Here is a 20,454-nt window from a genome sequence, read left to right on the forward strand (position 1 = left end):
AACCCCCTCTTGCCCCCCCTTATAAGGGGGGGGTTGGGGGGGTTTTATCTTCCTACGCCTACGTATTGGAAGCCGGCTCTTACCATCATTTCCGGATCGAGGAAGTTACGACCATCGATCATGACGGGGTGGTTCATCAACTGAGCCATTTTGGTATAATCTAAGTGGCTGAATTGTTGCCATTCTGTGACAAGTACTAATGCATCGCAGCCGTCAGCAAGTCGTTCGGCATCGGTTTCTACTAGTACACCAGAAAGACCATGACGCATTCCTGTTTGGGAAACGATGGGATCGTATGCCTTGACTTTAGCGCCCAATCTGTTCAACTGTTCAATTAAGTTCAGTGATGGGGCGTCGCGCATATCATCGGTATCTGGTTTGAAGGTTAAACCTAGCAATCCGACTGTTTTACCTTTCAGGATTTTGAGGACTTGCTGGAGTTTTTCCATCGCAATCAGGCGTTGGCGTTCGTTGACGCTCACAGCGGATTTTAGCAATTGGGCTTCGTAACCGTAGTCATCAGCGGTGTGAATCAGCGCAGCTACGTCTTTGGGGAAGCAGGAACCACCCCAGCCGATACCAGCGTTTAAGAATTTGTTACCAATGCGGGAGTCTAAACCGATGCCTTTGGCAACTTGAGTAACGTCAGCACCAACGCGATCGCAAATGTTAGCGACTTCGTTAATAAAGCTAATCTTTGTCGCCAAGAAGGCATTTGCGGCGTATTTAATCATTTCCGCCGAGCTTAAGTCGGTTGCTAAAATTGGTACTGGGGGTAAATTTGGGTTTTCCGCAAATTTACGTTCGACGATGGGAGCATACAATTCTTGCATCATCGCGATCGCTCTGGGGCTATTGCCTCCCAAAACTATGCGATCAGGATTAAAGGTATCATACACTGCCGAACCTTCCCGCAAAAACTCTGGATTACTGACTACATCAAACTTGGCGGCAATCTCAGGTACGGTGTTATCACTTGGTACTCCACCTGCGGGGACTAAAGTTTTTTGCCGTTCGGCAATACCATCAAGAACAATCATTCGTACCCAGTCGCCCGAACCGATTGGCACTGTGGATTTATTCACAATTACCTTATACCCACCATCTAAATGAGCACCAATACTCCGAGCTACAGCTTCAACATAACGAGTGTCGCTTTCACCTGTGGGCAAAGGCGGTGTTCCTACAGCGATGAATAATATATCGCCATGAGCCACTCCCGCGCCAATATCTGTAGTGAATTGGATTTTTCCTGTAGCTATGGCAGCTTGCATAATATCTGAAAGTCCAGGCTCAAAAATCGGCGATTGCCCAGCCTTCATGATTTTGACTTTTTCTTCGTTGTTATCTACACAAATTACATCATGTCCAATGTGAGCTAAGCAAGCGCCTGTCACCAAACCAACATAACCAGTACCAATTACGCAAACACGCATTTAATTTTCCTCGTTTTTTTTGGGATTAATTTTTCATTGGTTGTAGAGACGTTCCGGCGGAACGTCTCTACAGAATCCGTTGACGAAAATCATCTACTGTCAGTTTTAACCCTTGTTGCAACGGAACGGTAGGTTCCCAATTTAACCAAGTTTTTGCCCTAGTGATATCAGGGCGACGGCGACGAGGATCGTCTGATGGTAGTGGTTCAAACTTTATTTGCGCATCGGGATTGACTAAATTTTGTACAGCTTGCGCCAATTCTAAAATTGTGTACTCATCGGGGTTTCCCAAATTTACTGGACCGATGAATTCGCCATTCATGAGTCGCATCAGTCCTTCTACTAAGTCAGACACGTAGCAAAAACTACGTGTTTGGGAACCATCACCATATACCGTTAAAGGAATGCCTTGGAGTGCTTGAACGACAAAATTACTTACTACCCGACCATCGTTTTCTAACATCCGAGGTCCATAGGTATTAAAAATTCGAGCTACCCGAATATCGACTTTATTTTGTCTATAATAATCAAACGCCAGTGTTTCTGCAATCCGTTTACCTTCGTCGTAGCAGGATCTTAAGCCAATGGGATTAACGTTGCCCCAGTATTCTTCGCTTTGAGGATGAACTTCTGGATCGCCGTACACTTCACTTGTAGAAGCTAGCAGTACCCGTGCTTTGACGCGCTTAGCCAAACCCAACATGTTTAGCGTTCCCATCACGCTAGTTTTCACAGTTTTGACTGGGTTGTACTGGTAATGTACCGGTGAAGCAGGACATGCCAAGTGGTATATTTGATCTACTTCTAACCGAATTGGTTCGGTAATGTCATGGCGAATGAATTCAAAGTAAGGATTTTCCATCCACTTCAGGATGTTGCGTTTATGTCCTGTGTAGAAGTTATCTAAGCAAATAACTTCATGTTTGTCTGCTATCAATCGGTCAATTAAATGAGAACCAATGAATCCAGCGCCGCCCGTTACCAATATTCTCATAGTGTCCCAGATACTTACGGATATTTACAGCTTTTACACTTGTTTTTAGAATACCCAGTTTGGCAATTAAAATATTGCCGAGCTAGATATTTTGAGTAGTTGTCATCTGACAATGTAAATCATTTTTTAAAGCGTTTTTGTTTTGTTTGTTTTTTGCATTTCTTTACAATTCAATTAGCAAATTAACAAACATCACTAGGTAATTGTTAGCTATCTGCCAAAAATTTACAAAATCTTTAAGATTATGAAGTTTTTCGCATAATTGATAACAATTAAATAATTCCCTCTGACATAGTGGCTGTAGCACTAGTAACACCTTCTGGGAGAATCGAGGTTTGTTTTTGTTGGGGTTCTCCAAGCATAACAATAGAGCAGGTGAGTTGTCTAGCTAACTGAGTAGTGACATCACTGATAGCTAATCCGCCTGGGCTAGTTCTACTCCGTATAAACGGCAATACTACCAAGTCGTATAATCGCGCAGCTTGCAAAATCGCTTGAGCGACATTTTCATGGGCAAGAATTTGAATTTCTGGTGGGTTTGGTAAAGCCAGTTTAGAGATGATTAAAGAAAGTTGCGATCGCCGCCACGCAATCTTACTGGAACTAGTGCGACGTTCACACACATTCAAAAGGGTAACTTGTGCTTGATTCGCTTCTGCTAGAATTTGCGCAAATTTTACAGGTTCTAAAGTTGGTGTAGTTAAATTCTCCACAGGCACCAAGATACGCTGAATTTTTTTCGGTGATTCTACTAGTCGTGTCACGGCAACTGGGCAATGAGATGCCCACAGAACGTTATCAATCACGTTGCCAAACAAACGTGCTTTCAACCCAGTACGTTTACCCCAACCCATGACAATTAAATTAGCATTTTGTTCTCGAGATGCTCTACTAATACCTTGAGCAAAAGCATCATCAATTCTCAGTAAAGGTTCTGCCTCTACTTCCAAAACTCGACTAAATGCCAAAGCTTTTGCGAGTAAACGTTCACTGCGTTGTACAGAAGCTTCCAACTGGGGCGCATCCATATGGGCAAAAGCAGTTGCGATCGCCAGTGGCACAATCCTACCTTGAGATTGACGTGCCAATAAAGACGCCATTTCAATCAAATACTGTTGCGTCTGGGGATTGTATACAGGTACAACTATAGTGAAAGGACTGTCTGTTTTTTGCGAGTTGCGCTCAGGTGGGTAATTAAAGCGTTCCGTACTTGCTTGTCTATTGGTCAAACCTACAGCTACTTTGCTAGTAACTAGCGGTCCTAATGTTGATGTTACAAGCATTAAGACTATAACACCGTTTAAAACGTCTATTGTTAGTAACCCAGCCCGGTATCCCACTAACGTTGCCGCTAACGTTGCACCTACTTGCGGCATTGACAGCGACCACATTGTTAGCGTTTCTTGCCAGTTGTAGCGGTAGATCAATTTTGCCAGTAGTGCAGCTAGAAATTTGCTCACAATCAAACCGACGACAATAAATAAAGTTAATTTGATTGTGCCAGCACTTTTGACAAAAGCAGGTACATCTATCAGTAAGCCCAAGTCAACAAAGAAAATGGGAATAAATAGTACATTACCAACAAATACTACCTTTTCTTTGACTGGTCCATTACCAACAGCTTCGTTGACTGCTAAACCCGCCAAAAAAGCTCCGACAATTTTTTCGATGCCAATTAACTGAGCGCCTACAGATGCCAGAAATACGGAAATGAGGACAAACAAAAATTGGTTACCTTCATCATCTCCCGATCTACGGAAAAATTCTTTACCTGCCCAATCAAAACCTAATAAAACTACCAGTGAGTAGATAATTAAAGAATTCAATAAAGTAATTAACTGCCATAAGCTGAATTCCCCAGTATGAATAGCTACACATACAGCTAACACTAGTAGTGCGCCAACGTCAGTAAAAATAGTCGCCCCGATTGTGACAATCACTGCTTCATTATTTACCACACCCATGCGACTGATCATCGGATATGCTAAGAGGGTATGAGAAGCGAACAAAGAACCAATCAAGATCGAAGCATTCCAATCAAAGCCAAAAATTCGCCCAACAAAAGTTCCTACTAATAGGGGGACACTGAAGGTAAATATGCCAAACCCCAAAGAGCGGTTTCTGTAGGAACGAAATTGTTCAATGTCAACTTCTAACCCGGCGACAAACATTAAATAAATTAAGCCAATGTCTGATAGCAAGTTCATCATTGGCGAGTTTGTGTTTAGTATATTCCAGCCGTAGGGACCTAGCACTACCCCTGCCGCGAGTAAACCTACTAAACCTGGTAGCTTGAGCCGCTCAAACAGGATGGGTACGATTAAGATAACTACCAGTAAAATAGCGAAAGGTACAATTGGTTCCTTGCCAAGGACTTGGGTAGCTGGTTCCAGAGCAAGAAGTTGTGATATCAGTTCCATAGGTAGGAATTGTTTAAGCGCGTGGTGAAGCTGCAATTACCGTTACGATAATCGCTCTTAATCAATGCAACTGGAATTAACCACCCTGATGAAAAAAAAATCTTAACTAGATTACCTGAAGCAGCATTAAAGGCATAACTACCTATGGGTGGATTTGACTTAAAATAAATCGTAGGCGATCGTAGTCATCTTTGAGCAAAATACTGAGAGTGCGTCCGGCTTTAATTAGCCATTCTCTATCAGCTTTGCGTAACTGGTACACGAACCGAATGGCTGCTGCTACCAAAGCATCAACAGGTGCGCCACTAATAGATAGCAATGTTCTTAAAAAATCTAGCTCTTCAGTGAACTTGATGATTGCTTCCGGTTCGCAACGGTAAACGGCTTGGTGAATTTGCGGTGGACGTGGAGGTATATATTGATATAAACCCCGCGCCGAATTAGCATCTTCTGAAGGAGCAAACCCAACGATCGCCGCCCGAAATTCAGTTTTGAGCATAGCGAATATCTGGGGTTGTTCCTCGCGCAAATCTTGTAAAGACAACCCCAAAGCTACTGCCCGGTGTACTGAATCTATCGGCATTGTCGTTGCATAGTATACCACAGCATAAATTTGATTGCCCGACTCTTCATCTTGTGAACAAACCCAACTGCCAAAGGGGGGCATAGGCGGAAAGCTTAAATCCTCTGGTTCTAAACACTGAGCTAAAAATTCACAACTCGAAGTTTCAATCACCTCAGCGATGTGATTGGGATGGCGATCGCGATTGTCAAACTGTGGTAAGGGAAGGCGCATAGTAGTCATTAGTCATTAGTAATTAGTCCTAAGTCATTAGTCCTTACCAAATGACTTAGGACTAATTACTTAGGACAAATAACTCAATTTATTTACCTTTTTTTCCTTTTGCTGTGGTTTCTACAAGTTCCAACTCTGATAGGCGAAAGGTAATTAATTTATCCCAGTTGCCACCTTCAAAAAGTACAGCTACCTTGCCATCACTTACCCGTTGCACGAGTCCTTCAGTGCGATAGTAGGTATCTGCCGGATTCTTGACGCGAACAGTTGCTCCAGGTAGAATCATGGTTTTTGAGTTATAGGTTTCCTATTACTAGCTTAATCTTTGTCAATGGTCATTGGTCATTGATTTAGACAATTGACAAATGTACAGACGCGAGGAACATCGCGTCTGTACTAATACTTCTGTCTTCTTTGACGATAGTTTGCCACTGATTCTACCAGTCCCAAGGCAAAGAAATTTGTCAACATGGCAGAACGACCGTAACTCATCCACGGTAAGGGAATCCCTGCCACTGGTGCTAAACCAACGGTCATTCCTATGTTAACAATCATTTGAAACACGATCATGGACAAAACGCCAACTGCCAACAACGAACCAAAGTTATCTTTGGCAGTTTGAGCAATGTGTAATAAGCGCAGACAAATTACGCAGAAGACAAACAGTACTACCAAACAGCCAATAAAACCGAATTCTTCTCCCACAGCAGAAAAGATGAAATCTGTATGTTGTTCGGGAACAAAATTTAGTTGAGTCATGGGACCTTTATTTAAACCCCATCCAATCCATTCCCCAGCACCGATAGCAATCCGAGATTGATGTTGGTGATACCCAGCGCCCAGAATATCGCGGTTGGGATCGAGAAATGAGGTGAGTCGGGCTTTTTGATATGGCTTCAAAACGTGGTTCCAAAGAAAGATTCCTAATTCGCCACCCAGCATATTTAAACCCCATGCACCAAAGCCACTCATCCCAAATCTTCGCCAAGGGAGAGTTTGCCAACCAACTATACCCATTGCTATTGACCACAGTAATCCCAAAGGTCCAAAAACTAAATCATTTGATAATTTGATTGGGAAGGGCCAAGTTGAACTAAACAAAATTGCGGCAACAATCGGAGAAATCATCAGTATCAACCAGCCGGGGTTGGCATTTGCCCAGTACAACATTCCTAACACGATCGCCGCAAATACTAGTGATGTTGCCAAATCTGGCTGTAAAAATACCAATCCCCACGGCACAGCTGTAATTGCCAAAGCCCTGAACACGCTGGGTAGAGTGGAGGCAGTGCGCTTATGTAATAAAGCTGCCAAAGTAATAATTAACCCTACCTTAGCAAATTCCGAGGGTTGGATTCTGAACCCAGCGACTTCTATCCATCGTTGCGCCCCCTTAGCGCTTGTACCCGCGAACATGACTCCGATCAAGCTGATGTTGGTGAGTGTATATGTTACCCAGTGCCACTGAATAAAGTTTTCGTAGCGGATCAGAGCAATAATTAGTGCGATCGCAAATCCAATCCCAGCGATTAGCCAGTGCCACCACCAGTCAGCTAATCCCTGGTTCAACTCTGTACTGCGGATCATGATCCCGCCAAAGACGGATAGTGCTACTGGCAAACTAAATAATAACCAGTCTACTTGCTGCCAGGGTTTAACCCAATATGAAAAGCGAATTTTGGGTAGCGGTGACCTTTTTAACAACATTACATTTAATTTTTTTACTTAGAAGCTACTAAAAATATGTATTCCCATGTCTTTTAGCACTAACCTGACAAAATTGCAATTTCTATGTCAAAGCGACGACTGATGCTTTTGCGGCAATTTCTTTAGCGATCGCCACTAAAGCTCTTGCACTCTTTGATTCTGGTTCAGCTACAACAATTGGAACACCATTGTCTCCACCTACTCTTGTGGAAATCTCCAATGGCACGCACCCCAGCAACGGCACACCCAACTGGGCGGCTGTTTTCTCTCCACCTCCTGAACCAAAAATGTCATACTGCTTTTCTGGCATGTCTGGTGGCACAAAATAGCTCATGTTCTCTACTATACCTAATATAGGTATATTCATTTGCTGGAACATCATCAAGCCTTTACGTGAATCTAACAATGCCACCGTTTGTGGTGTAGTCACAATTACCGCCCCTGCAATTGGTACTGCTTGTGTCAAAGTTAACTGAGCATCCCCTGTTCCTGGGGGCATATCCACAATTAAATAATCCAGTTCTCCCCATTGCACTTGATAGAGGAACTGACGAATTATCCCATTTAACATTGGTCCGCGCCAAATTACTGGTTGATCGCGGTCAATTAAGAAGCCCATTGAAACTAATTTGACGCCATGATTAAAAGCAGGTTCCAGGACTTCTCCTTTTTCTGTTTGACGTGTTGTTATTTGCACATCGCTTAATCCTAACATTGTGGGATCGTTAGGACCATAAATATCGGCATCCAGTAAACCTACTTTTGCTCCTGTTTGGGCTAAAGCCACCGCTACATTTACCGCTACCGTACTTTTACCCACACCTCCTTTACCACTGGATACAGCGATAATGTTTCTCACACCTGTAATCCCAGTGCGATCAGGCAAACCTTTTTGCTGAGGTGTCTCCGCTGTCACATCTACCAATACCTCTGTGACTCCTGGTAACTTTTTCACAGCTTTTTGGCAATCCTCGACAATAAATTCACGTAATGGACAAGCTGGTGTTGTTAAAACTAAAGTGAAGCTAACCTTGCCTCCGTCAATTTTGATGTTGCGAATCATATTCAGTTCTACCAGACTTTTACGCAGTTCCGGGTCTTGCACTGGTCGCAACACTTCTAAAACCGACTGAGTATCAACTACTTCGTACATAATATTTTTACAAAATTGTAATAAATTTTAACGAAAATAAAATTTTCACCATTTGGATCTTAACTGTCATTGGTCATTTGTCATTGGTCATTTGTCTAATATTAATGACTAATGACCAATGACTAATGACTAAAAATCAAAACAACCATCCGTGACTAGATTTTCTTTTACCTGAGACAGCCTGTAATGCGGTTTTTTCCACAGCCTCGACTAAAGCCCGTGCCACCCGATGAGCATATGGACGGGAAAAAGACCAAATTAAGGGTGATAGCCAACCGCGTAGTGTGACCGAATAAAATAGATAAGTGCCACATACAGTGGACTCAACGCGGTAAGTTAACCTTTCTTCCACACCCGGAATTGCCAGCACTCTAATACAGAGTAACTCTTTGGGGTTAACACGTTCAACAAAAATGCGAATGGGAATTGGCGAAAACCGTGTCACTGCCTGGAAAATTAAACCAGGTTTGGGTACTAATCCGTAAGGAACGTTGGTACTTTTGAGGAGTGGATGCCAGGAAACATCTGCTAAGTCAACTACCTTTAGCCATAGTTCGTCGCCAGAAGCTGAACTAATCTCCCGATAAGTCCGCACCAGAGAAACGCAAAACTTACGCCCTTTGCGGTGGATGAGTTTGGACAACCATTCTTGCATATTCCCAATCCTCCTCGCTACATGTTTGGTAACTCTGGCAAAATTCCACAACTGTGTAAAACTCCTAAATTATGGTTTTTGGTGAGAGACTGTTTACCTGGAGTCGTTTGTTTCGGTTTTCGCTCAACCAGAAGCTAGGTTGAATGGGCGTCAGAATTTTCACTGATGGGATTCCTGGGTAATGCAGTCACCGATTATGATACCATGATGATTTTAAGTACTAAAGCTGTGTGTCATCCTTCATGTTTTCCAACTTATGGTAACTTTTGCTAAAAAAAGTTGAGAAAACTCAATCAACAGACAAGCACGTACACAGTTTAAGAGAGAATTACTGAAGCCAAAAAGAAAAAAGTTTATGTTGACATCCCACTCCACTTTATTGCCAGCAGAATCAACGCAATCTTTGCCACCAGAGGACGCCAAGAGCAGAGTCCGCGAGTTTATGCAACATTTGCAAGACCAAATTACTCAAACTTTGGCTCTTTTAGACGGTGTAGGGAGTTTTCAAGAAGATGCGTGGGAACGTCCGGAAGGCGGTGGAGGGCGATCGCGTATCATGAGTGAAGGCGCAATTTTTGAACAAGCTGGTGTTGGCTTTTCGGAAGTTTGGGGAACCCATTTACCACCTTCCATTCTCACTCAACGTCCAGACGCTGAGGGACACAAATTTTATGCCACAGGTACTTCAATGGTACTACATCCTCGTAGTCCTTATGTGCCAACAGTCCATCTCAATTATCGCTATTTTGAAGCAGGTCCTGTGTGGTGGTTTGGTGGTGGAGCTGATTTGACTCCTTACTACCCTTTTGCAGAAGATGCAATACATTTTCACAAAACTTTAAAACAAGCTTGTGACGCTCACCATTCCGAGTATTACCCTGTGTTTAAGCGTTGGTGCGATGAATATTTCTACCTGAAACATCGGGGAGAAACGCGGGGTGTGGGGGGTTTATTTTTTGATTACCAAGATGGTCAGAGTCAATTGTATCGCGGTCCTCATCCAGATAATGCAGCCGCTATTTACAGTAACTCCATCGGCACACCTGCGCCACGTAGTTGGGAAGACTTGTTTGCATTTGTACAAGACTGCGGCAACGCATTTTTACCAGCTTACGTACCAATAGTAGAACGACGGCACAAAATGGAATATGGCGACAAAGAACGCAATTTTCAACTATACCGTCGTGGAAGGTATGTAGAATTCAACTTAGTTTACGACAGAGGAACCATTTTTGGTTTACAAACCAATGGACGCACAGAATCAATCCTGATGTCATTACCGCCTTTGGTACGCTGGCAATACAATTACCAACCAGAACCAAATTCCCCTGAAGCACAGTTGTACGAAACCTTCTTGAAGCCTCAAGATTGGATTAACTGGAATCATCAGTAGTCCTTACTGCTACACTTAGTACCCGATTGTGTGAGTTAAACTACTACAAGCAACCACACAGCAATAAAAGTGACATTATGAGCTGTGGTTTGTTAATCTCAAACTACAGCTTCTGTCTGTTATATTCATTGATTTTAAGAATGCTAAGGGGAAATGAGTGTGATTCATATCGAGCAAAAAACTTATACAACGCAGGATGGTAATACAGTAATCGTTTTGACACCAGTAGGTCGTTTAGACATTACCACAGCTTGGCAGTTTCGTCTGAAGTTACAGGAATGTATTTCCAAACTCAGTCGTCATGTGGTAGTAAATCTGGGTCAGGTAAATTTTATTGATAGTTCTGGTCTTACATCACTAGTCGCCGGAATGCGCGATGCTGATAAAGTCAAAGGTAGTTTCCGGATCTGTAACGTACATCCAGAAGCAAAGCTGGTATTTGAAGTTACTATGATGGACACAGTATTTGAAATCTTTGAAACTGAGGAAGAAGCTTTAGAAGGTGTACCTCGAAGTATTGCTGCTAGTTAACGAATGGAATTTTTGTAGATGTTCTGCCGGAACGTCTGTATTTGTAGAGACGTTCTGGCGGAACGTCTCCACCCGAATTCAGAATTCAGTACCGCTTTGCTTAGTGTAGCGAAAAGGTCCCAACATCGCTCCCCATAAAGCTTTTCCCGTATTAGGATCAATCCCTTTGTCGTAACTGAGAAATTCATGCTCAGTGGCTTCAAACCCTAAAGAAACCTGTATAGTTTGTCCAAGATAAGTAAAGCGGCAACAGGTTTCCACAGGAGGGATGGCAGTAAACTTGTAACGATTGTCGGCTAATGTTTGCCCTGTGACATTGAGGATGCAGCTCGGTAGTAATTCTAATTGCTCCGGAGTCAAATCTTGAAGTAAAGTGGGATTACGTCCAGCACCAATGAATGGCGTTGGATCTTTAAACATATAGTACTGTACTTGTAGAGGTGCATTATCAGGGCTGTGTCCTTCCACAAGCCGCATGATTCTTTGGCGGTAAGGTTTATCTAGGTTGATAATATTGGCTTGTTCGGCAAATATTGTTAAGCTATCTTCTGGGAAAATAGGAATAAGTCTTTGCCACATCTGTAGGTGAACATACCAAGCAGGCTCACTTAAAGCTTGTTCTCGGTTATTAAATTCCCCTACCATATACTTAGCAAGGGTACGTAACTGGGAAGATAACTGCATAAACTTCGGGTATACTAAATGGTGTTATTCCCAATAAATCATTTAACCGCCAAGACGCCAAGTAAGCCTTCCCTTCGGGACGCGACCCGATCGCGCAGCGTCTCCGACAGGAGAAGAAAAGAAGGACTTGTGTTTACAATTTATTTAGGATCGCTATAGTAGGGCTATATTCTGATATAATTGTGCTGCTTTAATCAAGCTATCAAGCCATTGACATTTTCTGCTGAGAGCGGATACCGTAAATTGGCAAAGTGGCATAAAATCAAGAAAATAAACAAACGTCGCCCTCAGAATTTTTATTTGTGAATAACGTCCGTACCGTATCTGATACAAAAAGAACTTTTTACAGCCTTCACACTCGTCCAATCAATACGATTTATCGTCGAGTAGTGGAAGAATTGATGGTGGAAATACACCTATTATCAGTAAATGCCGATTTCAGGTACGATCCTATCTATGCCTTGGGTGTAGTCACCGCTTTTAACCGCTTCATGCAAGGTTATCAGCCAGAAAGGGATCACGAGTCCATTTTTAATGCCCTGCTACAGGCAACACAACAAGATCCACAACTCTATCAACAAGATGCCCTCATGTTGCAAGCGGTAGCGCAAAGCTTACCAACACCAGAACTAATTAGCTGGTTAAGTCAGAAAGCACCTCATCCAGAAATAGACGGAAATTTGCAACTCACACTCGAAGCGATCGCTAACAATCCCAATTTCAAGTACAATCGCTTATTTGCAATTGGTGTATTTTCTTTATTGGAATTTTCAGATCCAGAATTAGTTAAAGACGAAAAGCGACGTACAGAAGCATTGAAAACCATTGCAACTGGTTTAAAAATATCAGACGACAAGCTGAATAAAGATTTGGAGCTATACCGCTCTAATTTAGATAAAATGGCGCAAGCACTGGTAGTAATGGCAGATATGCTTACCGCCGATCGCAAAAAACGAGAACAGCGTACTCAACAGTCAAGTACCATTTCTCCTCCTAAGGAAGCGTGATCAAAAGAGTGGGGGAGTTTATGAGAGAGGGAGAAAATAAACTCTAATTCTCCCCTACTCCCCTACCCCCCTACTGCCCTACTCATCTTTTCGGTGCAGGAGTTGCTGGTACTTGCGGCAAGACAGGGGCTGGATTTACCGGAGTAATTTGACTGGAAGGAGGCGGTAAGGGTACATTGGGTATTTGGGGCAGCACAGGAGTGTATGGTGGTACTGCTCCTGGTACGTTAGGATTAACGGGGAAACTGGGAGAAGTGTATGAAGGTGTGTTGGGAGTAGACGATGAACCTGGTATAATCCCTAAAGATACGCGATCGCCTCCCACTTGTCGCAGTAATTCCAGCATTTCAATGACACTGCTGTAAGTTGCTGACTTAGAAGCATTCAGAACTACAGTACCTTTGGGATTTTGTTGAAGATACCTTTTTAAAATCGCCGTTAACTGTTCTCGTTCTACTGGCTGTTTTTCTACGTATAATTGATTAACTGCATCTATAGTTACAGGTAGTATGTCTTTTCCACTTGGAGAGGTGACTACACTAGAAGCTGTAGCTGAACTGGCTTTGGGTAAATCAACATTAATCGCTTGTTGTCGAGTAAATTGTAATGATGCCAGTATAAAAAACGTCAATATACAAAAAATGACATCAATTAAGGGAATGAGTTGAACTTGTGCTTCTTCAATTGGATTATGCAGATTAACTTTCATTATTTCACTCTCTCACTTAAGACAGATGCTTGATTATTAATTATCTTTCGGTTCTGATAAATCAGATTCGGCTGGGGGTTCAGGCGTTGGAGAAAACTTTCTACCTTTTTTGCGCCCTGTAAAATTTTCTCTTGAGGATTCTTGTACTATTGGCGGAGAAATCGCATTCCCAATACTTAAATCAGGTAGTGACTGTAAGTAAAGTATCTCTAAATCATTGCCGGCTTTACGAAATATTTTGACTTGATTGACTAAAAGACCTTGAAATAGTCGGTAAAATACAAGACTAAAGATGGCGATCGCTAGCCCTAGAGCCGTACTATACAGAGATTCTCCAATACCAGTAGTCACCCCAGCCGTTGATGCGGTGCCTAAATCGCCAATTTTAATTGCTTCCAAAGACTTAATTAAGCCCCATACAGTTCCAAACAACCCGAGCAGAGGGGCAACAGCAATCACCAGTTCCAAAACTTTTTCACCCCGACGCATCTGCGCCAATTCTGTTTCTGCGCTTGACTCTAGTGCGAGGCGAAATAGTTCTGGGGTACTTTTTGGTAAACTTAATGGGGCAAATAGAAACCTGCCGATTGGTTGATCGATTGCCCTTCTAGCAATTTCTGTAGCTGTTCCCCAATTATCACGTGCTGCATCTAAGACGCGATCAACTGTTTGCCTTTCTTGGCTCAAAATTCGCAACCAGAACCACAGACGTTCCAATATTACACTTAAACACAAAACAGAAAAGAAAAGCATCGGCCAGACTACTGGTCCCACCTTTTCAATGAAAGCACGTATAACATCCACTGTTTTTCATTTCCTCCATATGCAAGAAGTTTAACTTTCTCAAAGCATTTTTATAATACTGAAAACTATTGGAATTTTTATAGATTGAGTGACAATAACTTACTCGTTCGCATCTACCAGACAAATTAGGACGGTTATTCCCACAGGAAGTGTAGGACATTATTTGCCAAAATTAAAGGTAACTAGAGGTAAAAGTCATGAAATTTTCTATCCAATCTGTTTATGCTTGGTATCGCGATTTGCTTCGTAACCCTAAATATCGCTGGTGGGTTATTTTAGGAACCTTGGTTTATTTCATTAGCCCCATTGATATTGTCCCTGACTTTCTACCCTTGGTGGGAGAGATCGATGATGTGTTCCTTGTAACTTTGCTAGTTTCTGAAGTTTCTGGGCTACTAATTGAAAGCTTCAAAGCGCGTAAGGGTCAAGTGGATGCTCAAACTAATAATACCACTGAAACTCCCACTGCCAATGCCAGTACCATTGATGTTGATGCCGTTTCTGTTAAGTAATATTAGCTACTTCTCGAAAAAGCTAATTCATAATTAAAAAAGAAACTGGGTTTGTAAATGTAAAAAGCAAAACATCCGGTTTCTTTTGCTTTTTGGATGTAAAAGTCATAAAAGTTACATCTACAATCCAAAATCCTATGAGCGATCGCCCCATTATAGGACTAATTCCCGCTGGTGGACAAGCAACCAGGATATCCCCCTTACCACTTAGTAAAGAATTATATCCTATAGGTTTTCAAGAAGTTGGTCAAAAATCTAACTGGCGTCCCAAGGTAGTTTGTCACTATTTGCTGGAAAAAATGCGACTAGCTGGCATTAAAACGGCATATTTTATACTACGGTCAGGAAAGTGGGATATTCCTGCATACTTTGGTGATGGCACAATGCTGTCTCTGAACTTGGGCTATTTAATTATGGGTTTGCCTTATGGTGTACCTTTTACTTTAGATCAGGCTTATCCTTTTGTTACTGATGCGATCGTCGCTTTGGGTTTTCCGGATATTTTATTTGAGCCTCAAGATGCTTTTGTACGACTGCTGGCACGTCAAAAGGTAAGCAATGCCGATGTTGTCTTGGGATTATTTCCCACAAATCAACCGCACAAAGCAGGAATGGTAGAGTTCGACGAAAGCGGCAAAGTACACCTAATCATTGAAAAACCGCTACAATCAAATTTACGTTACATGTGGGGCATTGCAGTGTGGACACCTGCTTTTACTCAGTTTTTGCACGAATATCTTTTCACAATCAGAGCTAATAGCGATTTATCACAGTTACCAGAATTACCTATAGGTGATATAATCCAAGCCGCTATATACAAGGGTATGCACGTAGAAGCAGAAGCTTTTCCCAATGGTACTTATATAGATATTGGCACACCAGATGATTTAGTCAGAGCAGTGCAGCAGCTAACTGCTTTGGCAAATGGAAATTTGTAAAAATTTCTAACTTTCAGGAACTGACTAGGTGGGAGTTTTAGTCATAATTAACATAACGACCTATATATAACTTCTATAACTAGCAATCGGGGAATATATCCCCACTGTTTATCAGCAAAAACCCGGTGAAAATGACCGGGTTTTTGAATTTACAGTTGTCGCCGCATCCTTACTTTAAATCAGTTGCCGCAATTCATCTAAAGTATTTACAGTTCTAATTGCCTGCTGAATTGTTGTTAATCGCTCCAAATCGGAAATTTGAGAGATTTCTGGCATCAGTTGTAATCCCTCGCTGCCAAATTTTAGCTCTAATCCTAGTTCAATGCCTGATAATATTCCTCGTCGCTCACCTCGTTGCTCACTTTCACTCACAATCTGCTGATACCAAGGAGATTCTCTTAATACCGCCATATCCCACCTCATGATTTGTTGAACTAATGCTTTGTCTAATAGTTACGATTGGTATAGGCAAACATAAGCTTTTATTGGTATATGTTGCACAGGAGTTTTGCGATGCTCTCTTTTTTCATCAACCGTTTTGAGAAAATCGATTTTGATCTGAAGTCAAAATCAGTTCCTACCGTTCAGTCACATGGGCGCATATCCAGGTAGGTTAATTTTCCTTGGGTGTACTAACACCTCCCTATCCCCTATCCCAAAGGCGTCAGGGAATGCTTTTACGAGTATGTTGTAGCTACCATTCACGTCAGCATTTATCAGATGACGTTTAGATTTGTACAATCCTCTTTTTATTCTTGTGCCTGAAGGTTTCCAATATGACGGCTTGGCTCCATAAGTGGGAATCAAGTCCAGATCTAAAAAACTCGATTTGGACGTGTATGATTCCTCTTGAGTGATTACCTTAATTCCCGCCAATGCTCCTTTGTATGAGAGCATTGCTATTAATTGAGAATGAGGAATTTGCACAAAGTTTTGATTATTTGCTCGTCCCAACTGCGTGTTGCGCTTCCAATCAGGATTCTTGCCAATAACCAAAGTTGTTATATCAGCGTCTACTAGTAGGTCTATTACAACTCTTGAAGCGCGATGCAAATAATCTTTAACTTTGTGATTACGCGAAGTTGTCAAATGTTTCAATCGCTTTGAGGTACGCAACCCGCTATCCGATTGGAGTTGAGCGCGTTTCATGTTATAGAATTGATTCAGAGATTTTAATGGTCTGCCATTAATGAGAACTGGTTGGAATCCAGGCACATTGGAAGTTACAGCCATTAAATTATCTATTCCCAAATCTATTGATGCCACCTGATCTGATTGTTTTATTGCGGGGTCAGCAACCTCATAAACAATTTCCAAAACATAATGATTTAATTTTGGAACTATTCGAGATTGGCAATAGATATTTACTCTACCCAAAACAATCTGAGAATCAAAAACATAATCAATTGTACTTAGCTTAATTAGACCAATAGCTAAAGATGTTTTGGACGTGGCTTGCTCTGTAAACGTTAAAACATGCCGTCCATCTTTGTCTAAGTACTTTGGTGGTTTTGGTTTCCCAGTAAACTCATGAGGGGCTATTTGATATTTCTCTAATCCAGCGAAATAAGCGAGCCAGTTTTGTGAAACAAGCATTAATGTTTGCTGTGCCACCTTAGCAGGAAGGGCTTGATACTGCTCTGAGTCCTTAATTAAATGGTAAAGAGTATTGTAGGACGGCACTAACTTTTCTCCACCATTAAAATAAGCCTGCCGACAATTGTAATTAGCGACATTGTATAGATTTTTAGCAGCAAAGCTCATCTCATCTATACGTGACCATGCTTCATGACTTGGCTTGATAATTCGTCTTTCTACTAGTTGCAAATGTTATCACCTCCTTGATATAAACTACTTTAGCAGGTTGACTAGACATTTGTAGATGCTTACCTACATATGACACCGTATCTTCATTATTAGTCTGGTCTTGTAAAGTCTCAATAATCTTTTCAGTCTTACGTTTCGCCCGTCGCTGCCCATAAAGTCTTGCAGCAAATGATGTAATGATGGCAACTAAGTCTTGCATTAATTCATCTTTCCCGTTTTCTGCAAGGTTTACAACTTCTAGTTTGACTTCAAGTCTTTTTAGTAATAACTCCATATATCGGATGCCAAACCGAGCCAACCGATCTTTATGTTCAACAATTAATATTTGATAATCGTCTTGCTGCAATAGATTAGCTAACTTTTTCCGGTCATCATTTAATCTACTACCAATTTCTTTAACAATATGAACAACTTGATAACCTGTCTTCTGTGGCGTACTGGGTTAACCTTTCTGACTGAGAGTCTAGGTTTGCCTTGTTTTCAGCAGAAGAAACTCGCGCATAAATTGCAGCTTTATTGTGCGTTTTGGGTTATCTCCCTTGTCAGGATCAAAATCCACAATTACCATACCAGAAACTAATTGGCGTGTTGGGTAAGAAATCTTCCCTCGCTTGTAATGACGCCATACCGTGTGGTAAGAAATACCTAAATTTTAGTTTGTTCTCAAGTAAAAATTCTTAGGCAAGAAGTAGCTAATCGCTCTCAAATACTTGGGGATGTTGGGCGATCGCACTCTTGACGAATAGAGTTTTCGTTGTTGAGCTTGAGTGTTTATGGCGATCGCACCTAAGTAAAAACTAGGAGGTGCTTGGACATAGCTTTGATAAATTTGAATACAAATCAAAAATCACTTGTAAATTTACTGACTCAGTAATATAATAAGATTACCAGGGAAAGTAAAAAGTAAAAAATATTACTTTATTGTGCACAGCTTCAATAGACGTAATTTTAGTAATCCAGAGCTATGGACAATTTCTCTGAAATCCAATCAGGGGGACAGGGCAATAGTAGCGGTAAGTTTGCCCCTATTCAACTAGGTAAAGACTTTTTTGACAACCTTGGACGATGCCGTGACGATGGGGAGAAGATCCAGCTATTCTTGGAAACAGCCCAAAGAGCAGATGTACCGCTACGAGCCATAGAAGAGTTGTTGAATTACCAAGATCAATTCATCTTGGCTATGGGGCTTCAAAGTTTTGGGTATATTACTAACCCGCAAATCAAAGCGCAACTTGCGAATCTTCAACATATCGAGGAACTTGACGAACCTCTTGAGGAAATCTATCTGCTACCTAACCCAGCAGAATACAAGCAGCATAGCATAAGGATACTTGAGAAGTTATGCCAAGAAGCCAAGTCTGGACGTGATCTAACTCGTTTGTCGGCAGCTTGGGCAATGCAGCGATTAGGTTACTCTCCGATGATTTCAGGGAAATTTCTCCCTAAGTCAGCCCAAGACATTCAAAGTCAAATTATTAGTCAAAATCTTAATCGTCTCAATGATAGGTCAATCTTTAATGATCCTAGTAGGTATAAAGAATATATTGATTTTTGGGTTTATGCACCCAAGGTACATCTATTTCAACTGTTGCAGACAATTCCTTCATCTTACGTGAATGTCGTTGAGAGTATTCTCGTTAGGCTAGGTGTTGTAGGTGTTGAGTTTGTTAATCGCTCAGCATCTACATTACAGAAGTTTGTTGTCGAAGCTGGATTGCGTTTAGCTGACTTCTTTCTTAGAGATAGAAAATATCAAGATAATGATACACAAAGAAGATTATCAGATATTCTGATTTCTTTTTTGGACAATAGTGACATTGATCTACGGCGATTAGCTGCTAAACCAATTAACGAAATTTGTTCATGGTTGAATACTACTATTAGAGCTAAAGCAGCGGTTATATCAAGGGACTGGAATAAAGTAGAAGAACTAGGTGAAGCCTCAGTTCCATTTTTGATAAAGGCTGTTCAAGGTTCACTTCGACTTGATACACAAGATAACTTACGAGAACAAGTAGAAGCAGTTCGATGTATTAGTATAATTTATGCAACAAGTGTTAATAAACAAATCAGCACTCTTTCGGAATTTTTACAACATTATGAGCAAACTGTTAGAGAGGCTACCGTTTCATGCCTTAAGCAGCACAAAAATCAATTGGATCTCTATTCCAAAAACATTTTTACAGCGTTAGACTTTAAATTTGAGTTAGAAGGTACTTTAGAGTCATTGAATTTAAATTCGATGTCTTTTTACGAGATTTGTGAAAAAATTAGGGGGATTGAGGAAAAAATTAAAGCGAAAAGGCGATATCAAGCAGTTACTCAAGAAATCTTTGAAGTTGCTATATCTAGTTGTCAAGCTGAAGCTACTGAAGTAAAAGCATTTTTTTCATATAATTTAGAGAGATATTCTAGAATGATATTAGATAGTATTCAACAACTAGATAATCAGAAAGAATCTCTACAAAAAAGAAAGGCTGAAGAGGAAAGACGACGACATGAAAAAGAGGCTGAGGAAAAAAGAAAGCAAACTATAACTACAATTAAAATTGTCTTGCTATCTCTAATAACAGTAGTTGCTGTTACGTGGGGTGGTATAAAATTTGTTAATATTTTTTTTCGTTGTTTTATTGCAAGTCTTATTGCAGGATTTGTAATAGAGGATAAGGGATTGTTAGGTGATTTAATAGGATGTGGTTGTTTGGTTTGGTTGTTTGTTTTTGGAGCAAGTTGTATAATAATAACTTCCCTTTTTGGTCCCCTTCATCTAACAAATACGACTCCAGAACAAGTGGGATTTTGGAGTGGATTAATTATAGGAACAATTGCTGGTATTGCTGTATGTGAAAAATTCTGCAGTAGAAATTAACTCTTGCGTATAAGACATA

Annotated in this window: 19 protein-coding genes and 2 pseudogenes; 6 read left to right on the forward strand and 15 right to left on the reverse strand. The window is 41.2% G+C overall.

What is annotated here, in order from left to right; translation table 11 throughout:
- Window positions 1–44: 44 nt before the first annotated feature.
- From ICL16_RS30830 to ICL16_RS30865, 8 genes and pseudogenes are all read right to left on the reverse strand, one after another.
- On the reverse strand, window positions 45–1,436 hold the full coding sequence (locus ICL16_RS30830; protein WP_190835407.1) for a UDP-glucose dehydrogenase family protein: 1,392 nt from the start codon (window positions 1,434–1,436) through the stop codon (window positions 45–47).
- A gap of 67 nt (window positions 1,437–1,503) precedes the next feature.
- Window positions 1,504–2,430, reverse strand: coding sequence for a UDP-glucuronic acid decarboxylase family protein (locus ICL16_RS30835; RefSeq protein ID WP_190835408.1), 927 nt, complete (start codon window positions 2,428–2,430; stop codon window positions 1,504–1,506).
- A gap of 272 nt (window positions 2,431–2,702) precedes the next feature.
- Window positions 2,703–4,850 (reverse strand): cation:proton antiporter domain-containing protein, encoded by a 2,148-nt coding sequence (locus ICL16_RS30840; RefSeq protein WP_190835409.1) that lies wholly within the window; start codon window positions 4,848–4,850, stop codon window positions 2,703–2,705.
- Between the two features lie 142 nt (window positions 4,851–4,992).
- The gene (locus ICL16_RS30845) at window positions 4,993–5,646 is read right to left on the reverse strand and encodes an HAS-barrel domain-containing protein (RefSeq protein WP_190835444.1); all 654 of its coding nucleotides are present in this window, start codon (window positions 5,644–5,646) and stop codon (window positions 4,993–4,995) included.
- Between the two features lie 88 nt (window positions 5,647–5,734).
- Complete coding sequence (locus ICL16_RS30850; RefSeq protein WP_190835410.1) at window positions 5,735–5,932, reverse strand: NAD(P)H dehydrogenase subunit NdhS; 198 nt, start codon at window positions 5,930–5,932, stop codon at window positions 5,735–5,737.
- 110 nt (window positions 5,933–6,042) lie between these two features.
- A complete protein-coding gene (gene rodA / locus ICL16_RS30855; RefSeq protein ID WP_190835411.1) occupies window positions 6,043–7,353 on the reverse strand; it encodes a rod shape-determining protein RodA in 1,311 nt (436 codons plus the stop codon).
- 82 nt (window positions 7,354–7,435) lie between these two features.
- Window positions 7,436–8,506 carry an Mrp/NBP35 family ATP-binding protein gene (locus ICL16_RS30860; protein WP_190835412.1) on the reverse strand — a complete coding sequence of 357 codons (1,071 nt, stop codon included), beginning with the start codon at window positions 8,504–8,506 and terminating at the stop codon, window positions 7,436–7,438.
- A 129-nt stretch (window positions 8,507–8,635) separates the two neighbouring features.
- Window positions 8,636–9,161: pseudogene (locus tag ICL16_RS30865) on the reverse strand (SRPBCC family protein).
- 355 nt (window positions 9,162–9,516) lie between these two features.
- On the opposite strand from ICL16_RS30865, the gene hemF reads away from it, so the two are divergent.
- Together hemF and ICL16_RS30875 are read left to right on the forward strand one after the other, a co-directional pair.
- The gene (hemF, locus tag ICL16_RS30870; RefSeq protein WP_190835414.1) at window positions 9,517–10,554 is read left to right on the forward strand and encodes an oxygen-dependent coproporphyrinogen oxidase; all 1,038 of its coding nucleotides are present in this window, start codon (window positions 9,517–9,519) and stop codon (window positions 10,552–10,554) included.
- A gap of 159 nt (window positions 10,555–10,713) precedes the next feature.
- The gene (locus ICL16_RS30875) at window positions 10,714–11,085 is read left to right on the forward strand and encodes an anti-sigma factor antagonist (RefSeq protein WP_190835445.1); all 372 of its coding nucleotides are present in this window, start codon (window positions 10,714–10,716) and stop codon (window positions 11,083–11,085) included.
- A 78-nt stretch (window positions 11,086–11,163) separates the two neighbouring features.
- On the opposite strand, the gene ICL16_RS30880 is transcribed toward ICL16_RS30875, so the two are convergent.
- The gene (locus tag ICL16_RS30880; protein WP_190835415.1) at window positions 11,164–11,769 is read right to left on the reverse strand and encodes a chromophore lyase CpcT/CpeT; all 606 of its coding nucleotides are present in this window, start codon (window positions 11,767–11,769) and stop codon (window positions 11,164–11,166) included.
- A 302-nt stretch (window positions 11,770–12,071) separates the two neighbouring features.
- On the opposite strand from ICL16_RS30880, the gene psb29 reads away from it, so the two are divergent.
- Entirely contained in the window at window positions 12,072–12,776 is a 705-nt protein-coding gene (gene psb29, locus ICL16_RS30885; RefSeq protein ID WP_190835416.1) for a photosystem II biogenesis protein Psp29, read from the forward strand.
- An 82-nt stretch (window positions 12,777–12,858) separates the two neighbouring features.
- On the opposite strand, the gene ICL16_RS30890 is transcribed toward psb29, so the two are convergent.
- The gene (locus ICL16_RS30890) at window positions 12,859–13,485 is read right to left on the reverse strand and encodes an ExbD/TolR family protein (protein ID WP_190835417.1); all 627 of its coding nucleotides are present in this window, start codon (window positions 13,483–13,485) and stop codon (window positions 12,859–12,861) included.
- A gap of 36 nt (window positions 13,486–13,521) precedes the next feature.
- The gene (locus ICL16_RS30895; protein WP_190835418.1) at window positions 13,522–14,289 is read right to left on the reverse strand and encodes a MotA/TolQ/ExbB proton channel family protein; all 768 of its coding nucleotides are present in this window, start codon (window positions 14,287–14,289) and stop codon (window positions 13,522–13,524) included.
- 197 nt (window positions 14,290–14,486) lie between these two features.
- Between ICL16_RS30895 and ICL16_RS30900 the strand changes: the two genes are divergently transcribed.
- Together ICL16_RS30900 and ICL16_RS30905 are read left to right on the forward strand one after the other, a co-directional pair.
- Window positions 14,487–14,801 carry a YkvA family protein gene (locus tag ICL16_RS30900; protein ID WP_190835419.1) on the forward strand — a complete coding sequence of 105 codons (315 nt, stop codon included), beginning with the start codon at window positions 14,487–14,489 and terminating at the stop codon, window positions 14,799–14,801.
- Between the two features lie 137 nt (window positions 14,802–14,938).
- Window positions 14,939–15,739 carry a nucleotidyltransferase family protein gene (locus ICL16_RS30905; protein WP_190835420.1) on the forward strand — a complete coding sequence of 267 codons (801 nt, stop codon included), beginning with the start codon at window positions 14,939–14,941 and terminating at the stop codon, window positions 15,737–15,739.
- 174 nt (window positions 15,740–15,913) lie between these two features.
- On the opposite strand, the gene ICL16_RS30910 is transcribed toward ICL16_RS30905, so the two are convergent.
- The 4 genes and pseudogenes from ICL16_RS30910 to ICL16_RS30925 all read right to left on the reverse strand — a co-directional run bounded on the left by ICL16_RS30910 (window position 15,914) and on the right by ICL16_RS30925 (window position 18,410).
- Entirely contained in the window at window positions 15,914–16,150 is a 237-nt protein-coding gene (locus ICL16_RS30910) for a hypothetical protein (protein WP_337907159.1), read from the reverse strand.
- A gap of 177 nt (window positions 16,151–16,327) precedes the next feature.
- The gene (locus ICL16_RS30915; protein ID WP_190835422.1) at window positions 16,328–17,566 is read right to left on the reverse strand and encodes an RNA-guided endonuclease InsQ/TnpB family protein; all 1,239 of its coding nucleotides are present in this window, start codon (window positions 17,564–17,566) and stop codon (window positions 16,328–16,330) included.
- A gap of 94 nt (window positions 17,567–17,660) precedes the next feature.
- A pseudogene (locus ICL16_RS44990) lies at window positions 17,661–18,209 on the reverse strand (IS607 family transposase); the annotation flags it as partial.
- A 9-nt stretch (window positions 18,210–18,218) separates the two neighbouring features.
- Window positions 18,219–18,410, reverse strand: a complete 192-nt coding sequence (locus tag ICL16_RS30925) for a hypothetical protein (protein WP_190835423.1) — start codon at window positions 18,408–18,410, stop codon at window positions 18,219–18,221.
- A gap of 120 nt (window positions 18,411–18,530) precedes the next feature.
- On the opposite strand from ICL16_RS30925, the gene ICL16_RS30930 reads away from it, so the two are divergent.
- Window positions 18,531–20,435, forward strand: a complete 1,905-nt coding sequence (locus ICL16_RS30930; protein ID WP_190835424.1) for a hypothetical protein — start codon at window positions 18,531–18,533, stop codon at window positions 20,433–20,435.
- Window positions 20,436–20,454: the final 19 nt, after the last annotated feature.

The organism is Iningainema tapete BLCC-T55 (assembly GCF_014698965.1).
Taxonomy (GTDB): Bacteria; Cyanobacteriota; Cyanobacteriia; order Cyanobacteriales; family Nostocaceae; genus Iningainema; species Iningainema tapete.

What these genes read in the sequence shown, in the direction of transcription:
- ICL16_RS30830 (WP_190835407.1), bottom strand. Translation starts at nt 1,436, where the DNA reads ATGCGTGTTTGCGTAATTGGTACTGGTTATGTTGGTTTGGTGACAGGC.
- ICL16_RS30835 (WP_190835408.1), bottom strand. Translation starts at nt 2,430, where the DNA reads ATGAGAATATTGGTAACGGGCGGCGCTGGATTCATTGGTTCTCATTTA.
- ICL16_RS30840 (WP_190835409.1), bottom strand. Translation starts at nt 4,850, where the DNA reads ATGGAACTGATATCACAACTTCTTGCTCTGGAACCAGCTACCCAAGTC.
- ICL16_RS30845 (WP_190835444.1), bottom strand. Translation starts at nt 5,646, where the DNA reads ATGCGCCTTCCCTTACCACAGTTTGACAATCGCGATCGCCATCCCAAT.
- ICL16_RS30850 (WP_190835410.1), bottom strand. Translation starts at nt 5,932, where the DNA reads ATGATTCTACCTGGAGCAACTGTTCGCGTCAAGAATCCGGCAGATACC.
- rodA (WP_190835411.1), bottom strand. Translation starts at nt 7,353, where the DNA reads ATGTTGTTAAAAAGGTCACCGCTACCCAAAATTCGCTTTTCATATTGG.
- ICL16_RS30860 (WP_190835412.1), bottom strand. Translation starts at nt 8,506, where the DNA reads ATGTACGAAGTAGTTGATACTCAGTCGGTTTTAGAAGTGTTGCGACCA.
- hemF (WP_190835414.1), top strand. Translation starts at nt 9,517, where the DNA reads ATGTTGACATCCCACTCCACTTTATTGCCAGCAGAATCAACGCAATCT.
- ICL16_RS30880 (WP_190835415.1), bottom strand. Translation starts at nt 11,769, where the DNA reads ATGCAGTTATCTTCCCAGTTACGTACCCTTGCTAAGTATATGGTAGGG.
- ICL16_RS30890 (WP_190835417.1), bottom strand. Translation starts at nt 13,485, where the DNA reads ATGAAAGTTAATCTGCATAATCCAATTGAAGAAGCACAAGTTCAACTC.
- ICL16_RS30900 (WP_190835419.1), top strand. Translation starts at nt 14,487, where the DNA reads ATGAAATTTTCTATCCAATCTGTTTATGCTTGGTATCGCGATTTGCTT.
- ICL16_RS30905 (WP_190835420.1), top strand. Translation starts at nt 14,939, where the DNA reads ATGAGCGATCGCCCCATTATAGGACTAATTCCCGCTGGTGGACAAGCA.
- ICL16_RS30910 (WP_337907159.1), bottom strand. Translation starts at nt 16,150, where the DNA reads ATGGCGGTATTAAGAGAATCTCCTTGGTATCAGCAGATTGTGAGTGAA.
- ICL16_RS30930 (WP_190835424.1), top strand. Translation starts at nt 18,531, where the DNA reads ATGGACAATTTCTCTGAAATCCAATCAGGGGGACAGGGCAATAGTAGC.